This window comes from Streptomyces sp. NPDC048434 (assembly GCF_043200375.1).
Taxonomy (GTDB): domain Bacteria; phylum Actinomycetota; class Actinomycetes; order Streptomycetales; family Streptomycetaceae; genus Streptomyces.
In genome coordinates, this window is sequence record NZ_JBICXQ010000023.1 from 117,597 (window position 1) to 131,020 (window position 13,424).

At 70.7% G+C, this 13,424-nt stretch carries 8 protein-coding genes and 1 pseudogene; 4 read left to right on the forward strand and 5 right to left on the reverse strand.

The genetic code is table 11. The features are described 5' to 3' along the window. The first annotated feature begins 112 nt into the window (after positions 1 to 112). A complete protein-coding gene (locus tag ACGFWI_RS26040) occupies positions 113 to 985 on the forward strand; it encodes a polysaccharide deacetylase family protein (protein WP_393908437.1) in 873 nt (290 codons plus the stop codon). An 88-nt stretch (positions 986 to 1,073) separates the two neighbouring features. Here the strand turns inward: ACGFWI_RS26040 and ACGFWI_RS26045 are convergent, their stop codons facing one another. The 3 genes and pseudogenes from ACGFWI_RS26045 to ACGFWI_RS26055 all read right to left on the reverse strand — a co-directional run. After that, complete coding sequence (locus ACGFWI_RS26045) at positions 1,074 to 1,646, reverse strand: VanZ family protein (RefSeq protein ID WP_393908438.1); 573 nt, start codon at positions 1,644 to 1,646, stop codon at positions 1,074 to 1,076. A 179-nt stretch (positions 1,647 to 1,825) separates the two neighbouring features. Continuing rightward, a complete protein-coding gene (locus ACGFWI_RS26050) occupies positions 1,826 to 3,142 on the reverse strand; it encodes an alpha/beta hydrolase (protein ID WP_393908439.1) in 1,317 nt (438 codons plus the stop codon). A 259-nt stretch (positions 3,143 to 3,401) separates the two neighbouring features. After that, a pseudogene (locus ACGFWI_RS26055) lies at positions 3,402 to 3,670 on the reverse strand (alkaline phosphatase PhoX); the annotation flags it as partial. Positions 3,671 to 4,049: 379 nt separating this feature from the next. On the opposite strand from ACGFWI_RS26055, the gene ACGFWI_RS26060 reads away from it, so the two are divergent. The 3 genes from ACGFWI_RS26060 (at position 4,050) to metG (ending at position 9,417) form a co-directional block, all read left to right on the forward strand. Further along, positions 4,050 to 5,588 (forward strand): VWA domain-containing protein, encoded by a 1,539-nt coding sequence (locus ACGFWI_RS26060; protein ID WP_393908440.1) that lies wholly within the window; start codon positions 4,050 to 4,052, stop codon positions 5,586 to 5,588. A 438-nt stretch (positions 5,589 to 6,026) separates the two neighbouring features. Continuing rightward, positions 6,027 to 7,502 (forward strand): MFS transporter, encoded by a 1,476-nt coding sequence (locus tag ACGFWI_RS26065; protein WP_393908441.1) that lies wholly within the window; start codon positions 6,027 to 6,029, stop codon positions 7,500 to 7,502. Between the two features lie 196 nt (positions 7,503 to 7,698). Beyond that, positions 7,699 to 9,417: a methionine--tRNA ligase gene (gene metG / locus ACGFWI_RS26070; RefSeq protein WP_393908442.1), complete on the forward strand. Its 1,719-nt coding sequence runs from the start codon at positions 7,699 to 7,701 to the stop codon at positions 9,415 to 9,417. Between the two features lie 177 nt (positions 9,418 to 9,594). Here the strand turns inward: metG and ACGFWI_RS26075 are convergent, their stop codons facing one another. Together ACGFWI_RS26075 and aspS are read right to left on the reverse strand one after the other, a co-directional pair. After that, positions 9,595 to 11,328, reverse strand: a complete 1,734-nt coding sequence (locus tag ACGFWI_RS26075; RefSeq protein ID WP_393908443.1) for a hypothetical protein — start codon at positions 11,326 to 11,328, stop codon at positions 9,595 to 9,597. A 202-nt stretch (positions 11,329 to 11,530) separates the two neighbouring features. After that, entirely contained in the window at positions 11,531 to 13,303 is a 1,773-nt protein-coding gene (gene aspS, locus ACGFWI_RS26080; protein WP_393908444.1) for an aspartate--tRNA ligase, read from the reverse strand. Positions 13,304 to 13,424: the final 121 nt, after the last annotated feature.

Genomic DNA, 13,424 nt, shown 5'->3' on the forward strand with positions numbered 1-13,424 from the left:
GACCGAAGGTCGGCGCGACGCGGCGATGCCATCCACGCGTCGGCTTTGCCATGCGCAAAAAGCGCAGGTCATGGGCTCACTGCCCACCGCCCACGCCCGAAGAGAGACCCGCATGCCGAAGCAGAATTCCGCGGCCCGCAACACGTCCATAACCGGGCTGCTGGCGGCCACCACCCTGGCCCTGACCCTCAGCGGCTGCGCCAGCTACGACGTCACCGCCCCGGCCGACGCCCGCGCCGACGCCCCGGCGGCCGACGTCCAGGCGAAGGACGCCCGGCTCGCCGCGTCCGAGGACGCGAAGAACGGGGACGGCAGGAACGGGGACGCGAAGGACGGCGGGCAGACCACGGCCGGGAACGGCGCGGGCGGTGACGTCGACTGCCGCACGGCGAAGTGCGTCGCGCTCACCTTCGACGCGGGCCCCAGCGAGCACACCAACCGGCTGCTGGACATCCTCAAGAAGGAGAAGGTGCACGCGACCTTCTTCATGCTCGGCGAGAACCACGTCGACAAGCGCCCCGCCGAGGTGAAGCGGATCGACGCCGAGGGCCATGAGCTGGCCAACCACACCTGGTCGCACCAGATCCTGACCGACATCCAGCCGCGGGAGGCCAAGCGCGAGCTGTCCCGCGTGCAGGAGGCGGTCCGCAAGATCACCGGCAAGAAGCCCCGGCTGATGCGCCCGCCGCAGGGCCGGACCGACGAAGAGGTGTCCAAGATCAGCAAGGAGCTCGGCCTGGCGCAGGTCCTGTGGAGCGTGACCGCCAAGGACTACCAGACCAACGACTCGGCCCTGATCACCAAGCGGGTGCTCGACCAGACCGAGCGCGACGGCATCATCCTGCTGCACGACATCTACAAGGGGACCGTGCCGGCCGTCCCCGGGATCCTCAAGGAGCTGAAGAAGCGCGGCTACACGGTCGTCACGGTCTCCCAGCTGCTCTCCCCGGCGAAGCCGGAGCCGGGGATGGTCTACCGCCCGTAGCGCCCGGCGCGGAGCGGACGCCACGGGACGGGCGCCACGCAGCGGACGCCACGGCACGGGTATACGGGGCGGGCACCCTACGGGGTTCCTACGGGGCGGGCGCCTTGGAGGCCCTCGGCTGCCCCACCGCCGCCCCCTTCCCGCTGAGCCGGTGCCACCAGTGCCGGCGCCGCGGATGCACCGCGCGGCCCAGCCGGTACCCCAGCAGCAGATAGCCGATCAGCGCGCCGGCACAGTTGAGGATCACATCGTCGATGTCGAACGCCCGGCCGGTGATCAGCGCCCCCTGCACCAGCTCCACCAGCAGCATCACCAACGCCGTCGCCACCCCGACCCGGAGCAGCCCGCGCGCCCGCGGCACCAGCACCGGCAGCAGCACCCCGAACGGCAGCCCCAGCAGGACGTTGCCGCCGAGCTGCTTGACCGTATCGGCCAAGTGCGGCTGCGCCAGATAGCTCCGGATCGAGTCACCGGGGCGGAGGTTGGGGTGGGTCAGCGGCACCGAGGCCGCCGACGGGGTCAGCGTGACCCGCGCCAGCGCCACCGCAAAGGCCACCATCGCGGCGAACGCCAGCACCAGCAGAAGGATCCGGACGGCCAGCGGGGCCCGCGCGGCCATGGGTGACCATGCCGCCTCATCGCCCTGTTGCGTATGCGCCATGAGGTCACTCCCCGGTATGCGAGATGCGCAGTGCGCCGATGGGAAGTTCGGTTACCCGGGGTCCGACGAATCATGTAGCCGGGGGCGACGGCTGCCCTCACGGCACCCACGCCACCGCCTCACCACAGGCAACAGGGGCGCCGGACAGCTCCGGCGCCCCTGCTCGGCTCATGTGCGGCTCACCCCCGGGGGCGCTCCGCCTCCACCCGTCGGCGTCCCTTGTCGTCGGACGCCGTCGGCGCCTTGGACGGTCCGGTCTGCCGCCCCGGGCCCGGGGCGCCGCCCTTCCCCGCCGCTCCCGCGCCCGGCTTGCGCTGCGGAGCGACCGCCTGCGTGTCCTGCGGGAACGTCAGCTGCTGGCTCTGCCACTCCAGGGCCGGCCCGACCTCGCGCCGCCAGGTCGCGAACTGGTGGCTGCCCTGCGGCAGGATGATCGAGTCGACGGTCATCGGCGACTTCGCTGCATGGATGAACTTCATGGTCTCGCCGTAATCCGCCTCGCCCTTACGGCTGCTGGCGACCAGCGCGGAGATCTGCGGCGTGGGAAGGTTCTTCAGCCGCCACAGCAGATCGTGCTCGCGCTCCCGCTGGGCGCCCGTCGGGCCGGGCCCGAAGAGGCTGCCGGTGGTCAGATCGTCCTTGATCGCGTAGTCACCGGAGAGCGAGACCGCCGAGGTGTAGGCCTTCGGGTTCCGCATCGCCAGCTGCAGCGAGCAGGTGCCACCGGACGAGTACCCGAACGCGCCCCAGGCACTGGGGTCATGGCCCACCCGATAGGCCGACTTCATGGCGTCCGGCAGATCCTTGGTGAAGAACGTCTCGGCCTGCGGCCCGCCCGGCACATCCACACACTCGGTGTCGCGCGGCGGCGCGATCGTCGGCCGGACCATCACGATCACCGTCGGCTGCATCCTGCCCTGCGCGATCAGCCGGCCCGCGTTCTGCGGCACCTGGAGGTGCTGCGCCAGGTTCATGATCCCGCCGGGGTAGCCGCTGATGACGACCATGACGGGGAACCGCTGACGGCGGAACTGCTGCTGGAAGTACTGCGGCGGCAGATAGACGAAGCCGGGGTTGATGGCCCGCGTACGGCGGCCGACGATCCGTACCGACTCGACCTTGCCCACCCTGTTCGCGGGCCCCTTGGGCAGTCCGCTCACCCGATCGAGGCCCTGCGGACCGGCCGGTTGGACCAGGCCGGCCTTCATGTTGCCGACCGAGGCGTACTGACCGCCGCCCTGGCTCACGGACACCGGGGCCTTGTCGTTGTTGCCCAGCAGCTCGTCCCAGTTGCCGTAGAACTCGAAGTTCGTGTTCACGGCGAGGGCGAGTGCACACACGATCGACACCTGGGTGACCAGGATGGCGCCCAGTCTGCCCAGGACGGCGCCCACCCCGCGCCGCGACAGCCGGGGCCAGAACCGGACCGTGGCAGCGACACAGAGCACCGCCAGCACGATCACCGTGTATTCGAGCGACTGACTGGTCAGCCCCATGCGCCCACATCTCCCGTCACCCTCGAAAGGGTTCTTGCCTTCTTACCGGCCGCCTAAGGCTCAACGGGCGGCTCTGGACAATGGTCACCGGAGAAGACGGGCACACCTGCGCATCGGATACCTGAACGACTTACTTCTTACCCAGCTCTTGCCACATCGTTTCCGCGGCGTGATGTGGGACGGGGCCCGGGGCACCCGGCCGGGACAGGGCTCGTGGGACGGAGGAGGCGGTCCCCGCCCCACGAGCCCCCGGCGTCGGTCACATCCCGATGTCCCGTCCGTCCTCCCGCCACACACTCACCACGGAAGGCCGTACCAACTCACCTTCCCCGTCCGGCCATTGCGACGCGGACTTCTCCACACGCGCCCCGTCCACCTCACCCGGATGCTGCACGGCGACCCTCACCCTCCGCTCCTGCACGATCGGCCCGCAGGTCTCGGCCCTGGTGGGCACCGTCAGGAACTGCTTGACCTCACCGCGCCGGGCCCCGGCGGTCGCCACCCCGACAGCCCGTCATGGCTGCCCAGCGCTTGAAGCGCAGGCCGGGGAGCCGGTGCGCAGGTCCGGGGCGGGGGGTGCGTACCGTCGGGGCAGGCGATGCGTACCGTCGGGGCAGTTGGCAGGTCCCGTCGGGGAGGCTCGTACGGACTGCGAGGAGGTTTTGTGGACGGCCGGGGAGCCGGTGCGGACGGCCGAACAACCTCGTACGCAGGGCGAACGCGCCCAGGCCGCACCGGCTGAAACCAGCTGCCTCCGCAACACCCCCGGATGGCCCACCACACAAGGCGCGGGGTCCCACGATGAGGCCGGTGTCGGCCGCTACCCTTACGTATCCGTCCTGGTCAGGGACATGTCTGTGCTTCACGGACATACGCCGCACCCACCACCCGCAAGAGAGGTTCGCCGATGGGCATTCGGAGTCTGCTGCGCAACGCTTTCGGTCGCTCCAAGGCGACCCGTGAAGAAACCGGCGCGGCCCCGAGCGGCGCCGACAAGCCGGAGTCCGCAACCATCCCGGAGGCTCGCGAAGAGTCCACCCCGGCCGCCACCACGCCCGCTCCGGAGGCCGAGGTCCCGGCCGCACGGACGGCCCCCACGGAGACTCCCGACACGGACCCGGCTCCGACGACCGCGACGCTGCCTGCACAGGGCGGCCGGGCGGACCGGGGAGACCGGGCGGCGGAGACCTCCGCGGCGCGGGAGGACAAGGCTGCGGCCGATGCCGCCGCGACGGCCGAGCCGTCCACCGCAGAGGAAGCCACCACTGAGCCGTCGGCCGCCGAGGCGACCGTGACGGCCGGGAAGCCCGAGGCGGACGCCGCCGAGGACAAGGCCCGCGCGGACAGCGGCAACGACAAGGACGAGCCCGCGGAAGAGGCCTCCACGGCCGCCGCCCCGGCCTCCTCCGACGCCGTCTCCGACCTCGTGAGCCAGGCCTTCGACAACCCGAGCCAGGCACCGGCGGCCGACGCCGAGCCGGCCGTTGATTCCGCGGAGTCGGTGGCCGAGCCGGAGCCGGTGGCCGAGGCGAAGGCACCTGCCGAGGCCGAGGCGACGGCCGAGACGGTGGCAGAGGTCGCCGCAGAGCCTGCGGACCAGGCAGTTGCCGAGGCCGAGGCCAAGACGGCGGCAGAGCCGGAGGCCGCACCCGAGCCGGAAGCGAAGCCGGAACCCGCAGCCGAGCCGGAGGCCGAAGCCGAAGCGAAGCCGCAGGCAGTGGACCGGCCCGGGTCCGCGGGCTCCCTCCCCACCGCGCCCCCCGCGCTCCTCAGCCTCTACAAGTCCGCGGCCGCCACCCTGGACAAGCACGGCCTCGCCACCCAGCGCGCCGCCGTCTACCTGGTCCTCGACCGCTCCGGCTCGATGCGTAACTACTACAAGGACGGCACGGTCCAGAACCTCGCCGAGCAGGCCCTCGGCCTCTCCGCCCACTTCGACGACGACGCCACCGTCCCCATCATCTTCTTCTCCACCGACATCGACGGCACCGCCGACATCGACCTCACCAACTACGAGGGCCGCATCGCGGAACTGCACGCCGGCCTCGGCCACATGGGCCGTACGAACTACCACTGGGCCATCAACGCCGTCGTCGAGCACTACAAGAAGTCCGGCTCCACCGCCCCGGCCTTCGTCATCTTCCAGACCGACGGCGCCCCGACCTCCAAGCCGGCCGCCGAGAAGGCGCTCTGCGAGGCGGCCGGGCTCCCCATCTTCTGGCAGTTCATCGGCTTCGGAGACCCGGACGCCAAGGGCTTCGACTTCCTCCGCAAGCTCGACGACCTGGCCGTCCCGGAGAAGCGTGCCGTCGACAACGCCGGCTTCTTCCCCGCCGGCCACGACCCGCGCAGCCTCTCCCACGACGAGCTCTACCAGCAGCTGATGGTCGAGTTCCCCGAGTGGCTCGCCGAGGCCCGCACCGCGGGCGTCATCAAGGACAACTGACCGCTCCTCCCCTTACGACACCTCACCGGCCGCGGCCGGGCCCGTCCGGCCCGACCGCGGCCGCTGTCGTGTGCACACCCCGGGAAGCCCTCGAATCCCCTCGGCCGGGAAACCGCGGGAATCCGCAGGAGCCCGCAGGAACCACCCCTCACCCCCTTCACGCGACAGCGGCCCCCACGAGCGGCGTGCCCCGCCCGCGCCCCCACCACAAGAGGCGAGCCCTCGCCCCGCTACCTAGGCTGAATGGGTGCAATGCTCCGTTTGATCCGGTTGCTCCCGTGTGGGCGGCGGGGTGGCCGGGGTGGCCGTACCAGCCAGGCAAGGCGGGTCGTGATGAGTGACGCGAGCCATGAGGGAGGCCCCGCTCCCCCTCCCCGTGCCAGTACTCCCAGTTGGGCCGCGCGGACGGAGCCCGATCCGCGCCGCTGGTGGGGGCTTGTGGTGATTGCGATTGCACAGTTGATGGTGGTGCTGGACGCGACCATCGTGAATATCGCGCTGCCGTCAGCTCAGCGGGATCTGGGGATGTCGGATGCGAACCGGCAGTGGGTGATCACCGCGTACACGCTCGCGTTCGGCGGGCTGCTGCTGCTCGGCGGGCGGATCGCCGACCTGGTGGGGCGGAAGAAGACCTTCATGATCGGGCTGGTCGGGTTCGCGGTGGCGTCGGGGCTGGGCGGTGCTGCCACAGGGTCCGGGCTGCTGTTCGGGGCGCGGGCGCTGCAGGGCGCCTTTGCGGCGCTGCTGGCGCCGTCCGCGCTGTCGTTGCTGACCACGACGTTCACCATCGGAAAGGAACGGAGCAAGGCCTTCGGGATCTACGGGGCCATTGCCGGTGGGGGCGCGGCCATCGGATTGATCGCCGGCGGACTGCTGACCGAATACCTGGACTGGCGCTGGTGCCTGTATGTGAATATCCCGATTGCCGTGATCGCCTTCGTCGGTGCCGCCGTATTTCTGCACGACAAGCCCGAGCGGGGGCGCGTGCACCTGGACATTCCGGGGGTGGTGCTGGGCTGCGGCGGCCTGGTCGCGATCGTCTACGGGTGCAGTGAAGCCGAGCCGCGGGGATGGGGGGACGGGCTGGTCATCGGGTTGCTGGTCGGGGGCGTGGCGCTGCTGGGTGTCTTCGCGTGGTGGCAGACGAGGGCGCGGCATCCCCTGCTGCCCTTGCGCATCGTCCGCAACCGGAATCGCGGGGGCGCCTTCCTGACCATGGCGCTGGCGGTCATCGCGCTGTTCGGGATGTTCCTGTTCATGACCTATTACCTGCAGACCGTGCTCGGGTATTCACCGGTCAGGACCGGGGTGGCCTTCCTGCCGATGGTGGCGGCGATCGTCGTCGGCTCGACGCAGATATCGGCGCGGCTGCTGCATCGGATCCCGCCCCGGTTCCTGATGGTCCCGGGCGCCGTCCTCGCCTCCGTGGGGCTCTTCACGCTGACGTTCCTGACGGCCGAGCCCGCATATGTCTCGCATGTGCTGCCGGCCATGCTTCTCGTCGGTCTCGGCATGGGGCTGACCTTCATGCCGGTGCTGGCGACCGCCACGTCCGAGGTGCCGCCGCGCGACTCCGGCGTCACGTCCGCGACGGTCAACACGGCACAGCAGGTGGGCGGTTCGATCGGTACCGCGCTGCTGAACACGATCGCGACCTCGACGAGTGCGGCGTATATCGCGGACCGGCTGGCGGACGCGGCCCGCCGGAGCGCGGGCCCCGGCCTCACCCCGGCGCTGCGGGAGCAGATCGTGAAGGCCGGGGTGGTGCACGGGTTCACCGTCGCCATCGGGGTGGGGTCGGCGGTGATGCTGCTGGCCGCTCTCGTCGCCGGGCTGATGGTCACCGGCCGGGCCCCGAAGCAGGGCCAGATCCCCACGACGGACAGTGCGGAGTCGGCGGACGCGGCGGTGTGAGGGCAGCGCGGGGTCACGCCCGCAGGGGCAAGGCAGCGGCGAGGTCCGTAAGGTGCGGGGCGGGGCATCCGCGGCGTGCGGGGGCGGGCGGTCGCCGCCGAAAAACCCGCACGGGCACCCCCACCCCGTCCAGTACGATATTGACGTTCCGTAAAGCAAATCCTCACTCACCGTAGCGACTTGGGAGCAGCCGGCAATGGCTCGACACCTCATCACCAGCGCCCTTCCGTATATCAACGGGATCAAGCACCTGGGCAACATGGTGGGGTCCATGCTCCCGGCCGACGTGTATGCACGGTATATGCGGCAGCGCGGGCACGATGTGCTCTACATCTGTGCGACGGACGAGCACGGGACCCCGGCCGAGCTGGCGGCGAAGGACGCGGGGCAGTCGGTCGACACCTTCTGTGCGGAGCAGCACGACAAGCAGAAGGCGATCTACGAGGGCTTCGGCCTGGAATTCGACTACTTCGGGCGGAGCTCGTCGCGGGAGAACCTGGAGCTGACGCAGCACTTCGCGCGCAAGCTGCACGAGAACGGCTTCATCGAGGAGCGGGCGATCCGCCAGGTCTTCTCCGTCGCCGACGACCGCTTTCTGCCGGACCGCTACATCGTCGGTACGTGTCCGCACTGCGGCTACGACAAGGCGCGCGGCGACCAGTGCGAGAACTGCACCCGGGTGCTCGACCCGACCGATCTCATCGACGCCCGGTCGGCGATCAGCGGGAGCGGTGAGCTGGAGGTGCGGGAGACCAAGCACCTCTTCCTGCTCCAGTCGAAGCTGCAGCACGAGGTCGAGGGCTGGCTGGACGGCAACGGCAGCAAGGAGTGGCCGACGCTGGCCTCGTCCATCGCCCACAAGTGGCTGACCGAAGGCCTTCAGGACCGGGCGATCACCCGTGACCTGGACTGGGGCGTTCCGGTGCCGGCCGATGTGTGGCCGGAGCTGGCGGCCGAGGGCAAGGTCTTCTACGTATGGTTCGACGCGCCGATCGAGTACATCGGGTCGACGAAGGAGTGGGCGGACGCCGTCTCCGACGGGAGCCGCGACTGGAAGTCGTGGTGGTACGAGGCCGATGACGTCCGGTACACGGAGTTCATGGCCAAGGACAATGTGCCCTTCCACTCCGTGATGTTCCCGGCGACGCAGCTCGGCACCCGCGAGCCGTGGAAGAAGGTCGACTTCCTCAAGGCCTTCAACTGGCTCAACTACTACGGCGGGAAGTTCTCCACCTCCCAGCGGCGCGGCATCTTCACGGACGCGGCGCTGGAGCTGCTGCCCGCCGACTACTGGCGCTACTTCCTGATCGCCAACGCCCCGGAGTCGGACGACACCTCCTTCACCTGGGAGCTGTTCTCGTCGTCGGTCAACAAGGACCTGGCGGACACCCTCGGAAACTTCGTCAACCGGGTGCTGTCGTTCTCCCGGAAGCGGTTCGGTGACGAGGTGCCCGCGGGCGCCGAGGCCGGTGCCGCGGAGCAGAAGCTGGGTGCGGAGATCGCCGGGCTGCTGACGGAGTACGAGGGCCACATGGAGGCCCTGCAGTTCCGTAAGGCCGCGGCCTCGCTGCGCGCCCTGTGGAGCGCGGGCAACTCCTACCTGGAGGAGAAGGCCCCGTGGCTGGAGATCAAGACCGACAAGGACGCGGCAGCGCTGACCCTGCGTACGGCCATGAACCTGATCCATCTGTACGCGGTCGTCTCCGAGCCGTTCATCCCGGCCTCGGCCAAGGCGATGCGGGGTGCCTTCGCCCTGGAGAACGACACCGCGGTGTGGGTGACCCCGGAGGAGGCGAAGGCGCTGGCCTCGGTGCCTTCCGGGACGCCGTTCACGGTGCCGCCGGTGCTCTTCGCGAAGATCACCGAGGAGGACCTGGAGTCCTACCGCGAGCGCTTCGGCGGCGCGGAGCAGTAGGCCCGGCCCGCCCGCGGGCGTCGCTGCCGGCCGGAGCACCGGAGCGGTAAGTCCGCCCGAGCACGAGCGTGTTCGCGGCACGGACACCTGAGAACCGCCACGCGCCCGTCCAGCCCTTGCGGCCGGACGGGCGCGAGCGCGTTCGGGCGTCGGGCCGGTCCCCGGACAGGCCCCGGCTCAGGGCCGGGCTCGGTGCCGGGCCGGCGGGGACACATAGACGCTCAGCCGTCCGAAGTCCGGCACCTTCGGCAGGGGTACCCGCCGCCAGTGCCGGGCGTAGGCCGGCGGCTTGTCACCGTTGGCCAGGACGACGGCGACCGGGCGGCCCGCACTCAGCCGGGTCAGGCCCGCGGGGGTGATGCTCGCGTCGTGACCGCCGGACTGCCGGGACGCACAGCCCGCCTGATACGCCACCCGTACCGCTTCCTCGCCGCTCACCACGCAGGGGGGACGTACCCCCGCCCGACGCAGCGACGTGGTGATCCGGTCGATACCGGCCTGGGCGTGTGCAGTGCTGCGCACCATCGTGTGCCAGACCACCAGTTGGATGACCTGGTGGCTCATCAGCGCGAGGACGAGGAGGGCCACCGCCCAGGCGTTCCGGCGCGGCAGGAGGGTCAGCCAGTACAGGAACCAGGCGGCGGGCATCATCAGCAGCGCGTAGGCGGGCAGCAGGAAGCGGGGGGCGGCGTAGTCCACCGTCAGGAGGTAAGGGGCGGCGAGGCACAGGCCGACCAGGGCCGGGAGGACGACGGGGGCCGGTCCGTACCGGTGCAGCGGGCCGCGGGGGTCGCGCAGGCGCACCAGCGGCCAGGCGGGACCGTGGCCGTGCCGCCCACCGCCGGGCGCGGGGTCGGCCGCCGGGTCCGGTCCGAAGCTGCCGGGCCGGATGGGCGCCAGCCCGAGGGGGTGCCGGGCACCGCTGCGCGCCGCCGGCTCGTACCCGTACAGCCCGCCGCGGGGCTCGCGGGCGCGCAGCGCCGCCCACACCGCTCCGGCGACCGCCAAGGGCAGCACCAGCCACCACACCGCCGTCACCGGGTGTTCCCAGGTCAGATGGCAGGGGCGGCACAGCGTCTTGCCCTGGAGTGCCCGTGCGTGATCGTCGAAGGACAGATGCCAGCCGAGACCGCCCTGGATCTGCCCGGCCCGCTGCAGCCGTGTCAGGAGCCCGCCGTAGGACAGATACGCCTCCACGGCCCACTCGGCGCAGCCCAGGGCCAGGCCGGCCGGCACCGCCAGCAGCACGGTGGGGCGCCGCCAGGACGGGACGCACAGCGCCGCGGCGAAGAGCGGCACGGCCAGCCACACGGCGTCGGCGGGACGCATCAGCGCGGCCACGGCCACCGCGACGGCGAGTCCGGCGGCGGCACCGCGGTCGGCGCGCGGGGCCAGTTGGCGGGACGGCTGCCGTACGGCCCGCAGGAAGCAGCCGGTGGCGGCGAGCGCGGCGTAGCCGACCCACAGGTTGGGCATCGCCTGCGGACCGTAGAAGAGCGTGATCCACAGACCGGCGAACAGCGCACCCCCCAATGCCGGTACGGGGGCGGGCAGCAGGCGCCGCCAGATGCACAGGGTGATCAGGAGCGCGGCTCCGGAGAGCACCGCCAGGTAGCAGTGCAGCACGACGGCCGAGGTCGTCAGGGCGGCCATCGGTGCTAGGAGGAGCGGGATACCGCGGGCGCGCGGTGCGCTGAAGAACGCGGCCGGCGTATGGGGGTCGACCTGGCTGACGTACACCGTCTCGTCCCAACCCAGGCCGGGGGTGGCGAGGGCGAAGGCGAGGAGGCAGGCGGTGAAGACGACGGACACGGCGGTGAGCCACCACAGGTCGCCGGCCGGGACGGGGCGCGTCGTACGGGCCGGCGGCCCCAGGGCGGACCTGGCGGAGAGGAGACTGGCTTGCTGCATGAGCACCACAGTGCGTGCCGTACCGGGGCACGGCCACATGAATGGGGCGGTCGGGGCATTCGGGCCGGGCCGGAGCCCGCCTCCGAGCGCACACCGCGGCCGTCCGCCCAACGGCACACCGGGCCGCAAACGGGCCGGGGCGGCGTTTCACGTGAAACGCCGCCCCTCAGCCCGTTCGAGGCGTTTCGCCCCTGGGTGATGCCTACTTCGCCTGCGGCTTGCGGATGGAGAGGTGCAGCTCCTTGAGACGCGCCTCCTCGACCTCGCTCGGGGCGCCCATCAGCAGGTCCTGGGCGTTGCCGTTGAGCGGGAAGGCGATGGTCTCGCGGATGTTGGGCTCATCGGCCAGCAGCATGACGATGCGGTCGACACCGGGGGCGATGCCGCCGTGCGGCGGGGCGCCGAACTTGAAGGCGCGGAGCATGCCGCCGAACTCCGCCTCCACCGTGTCCTTGTCGTAGCCGGCGATCGCGAAGGCCTTGTACATGACCTCGGGCTCGTGGTTACGGATGGCGCCCGAGGACAGCTCGGTGCCGTTGCAGACGATGTCGTACTGCCAGGCCAGGATGTCCAGCGGGTCCTTGGTCTGCAGCGCCTCCAGGCCGCCCTGCGGCATGGAGAAGGGGTTGTGCGAGAACTCGATCTTGCCGGTGTCCTCGTCCTTCTCGAACATCGGGAAGTCGACGATCCAGCAGAAGCGGAACTCGTCCTCGACGAAGCGGCCGACGCGCTTGGCGGCCTCGACGCGGACCGCGCCCATGATCTTGGAGACCTCGTCGAACTCGCCGGCGCCGAAGAACACGGCGTGGCCGGGCTTGAGGTCCAGCGCGGCGACCAGCGACTTGACGTCGTCCTCGGTGAGGAACTTGGCGATCGGGCCGGTCAGCTCCGTCTTCTCCGCGTCGCCGCCGACCCGGACCCAGGCCAGGCCCTTTGCGCCCTGCTGGACGGCGAAGTCACCCAGCTGGTCGAAGAACTTGCGCGACTGGTCGGCGGTGTCCGGCACGGCCAGGGCGCGGACGTGCTTGTCGGCGAAGGCCTTGAAGCCGGAGCCGGCGAAGACGTCGGAGACATCGACCAGCTCCAGCTCGGCGCGCAGGTCCGGCTTGTCGGAGCCGTACTTGAGCATCGCCTCGCGGAACGGGATGCGCGGGAAGGGAGAGGTGACCGTGCGGCCGTTGCCGAACTCGGTGAAGAGCTCGGTCATCAGCTTCTCGACGGGGCGGAAGACATCCTCCTGCTCGACGAAGCTCATCTCGATGTCGAGCTGGTAGAACTCGCCCGGCGAGCGGTCCGCGCGGGCGTCCTCGTCGCGGAAGCAGGGCGCGATCTGGAAGTAGCGGTCGAAGCCGGCGATCATCAGCAGCTGCTTGAACTGCTGCGGGGCCTGCGGCAGCGCATAGAACTTGCCGGCGTGCAGACGCGAGGGGACCAGGAAGTCGCGGGCGCCCTCGGGGGAGGTCGCGGACAGGATCGGGGTCGCCATCTCGTTGAAGCCGAGGGACACCATCTTGTGGCGGATGGCGGAGATAACGGCGGTGCGCAGCATGATGTTGCGGTGCATCCGCTCGCGGCGCAGGTCGAGGAAGCGGTACTCAAGGCGCTTCTCTTCGTTGACGCCGTCGTCCGCGTTGATCGTGAAGGGGATCTGGTCGGCGGCGCCGAGCACCTCGACGTCGGAGACCTCGATCTCGATCTCGCCCGTCGGCAGGTCGGGGTTGACGTTGTCGGCGCCGCGCGCGCTGACCTTGCCGTCGATCCGGACGACGGACTCCTTGGTCAGGGAGCCGAGGGCCTCGTTGGCAGGGGTGCCGGGGCGGGCGACGAGCTGAACGAGACCGTAGTGGTCGCGCAGATCGATGAAGAGGATGCCGCCCAGGTCACGTCGATTGTGCAGCCAGCCGCTGAGGCGGACGTCCGTGTCGACGTCCACGGCTCGGAGCTCGCCGCAGTTATGGGACCGGTACCGGTGCATCGCTCATCCAAGTCGTCGCGAGGTCGAGGTGAGGAGTTGTCGGGAGAGGGAGAGGAAAAGGTGTACGGGCTCGGACGCCCGGTCGCTCTCCCCGCGGATCACCCGAAAGGCCACCCCAGGA

Bases quoted from the DNA above. Each gene is read 5' to 3' on its own strand.
- ACGFWI_RS26075 (WP_393908443.1), bottom strand. From the start codon at position 11,328: ATGCAGCAAGCCAGTCTCCTCTCCGCCAGGTCCGCCCTGGGGCCGCCG.
- ACGFWI_RS26045 (WP_393908438.1), bottom strand. From the start codon at position 1,646: ATGGCGCATACGCAACAGGGCGATGAGGCGGCATGGTCACCCATGGCC.
- ACGFWI_RS26050 (WP_393908439.1), bottom strand. From the start codon at position 3,142: ATGGGGCTGACCAGTCAGTCGCTCGAATACACGGTGATCGTGCTGGCG.
- metG (WP_393908442.1), top strand. From the start codon at position 7,699: ATGGCTCGACACCTCATCACCAGCGCCCTTCCGTATATCAACGGGATC.
- ACGFWI_RS26040 (WP_393908437.1), top strand. From the start codon at position 113: ATGCCGAAGCAGAATTCCGCGGCCCGCAACACGTCCATAACCGGGCTG.
- ACGFWI_RS26060 (WP_393908440.1), top strand. From the start codon at position 4,050: ATGGGCATTCGGAGTCTGCTGCGCAACGCTTTCGGTCGCTCCAAGGCG.
- aspS (WP_393908444.1), bottom strand. From the start codon at position 13,303: ATGCACCGGTACCGGTCCCATAACTGCGGCGAGCTCCGAGCCGTGGAC.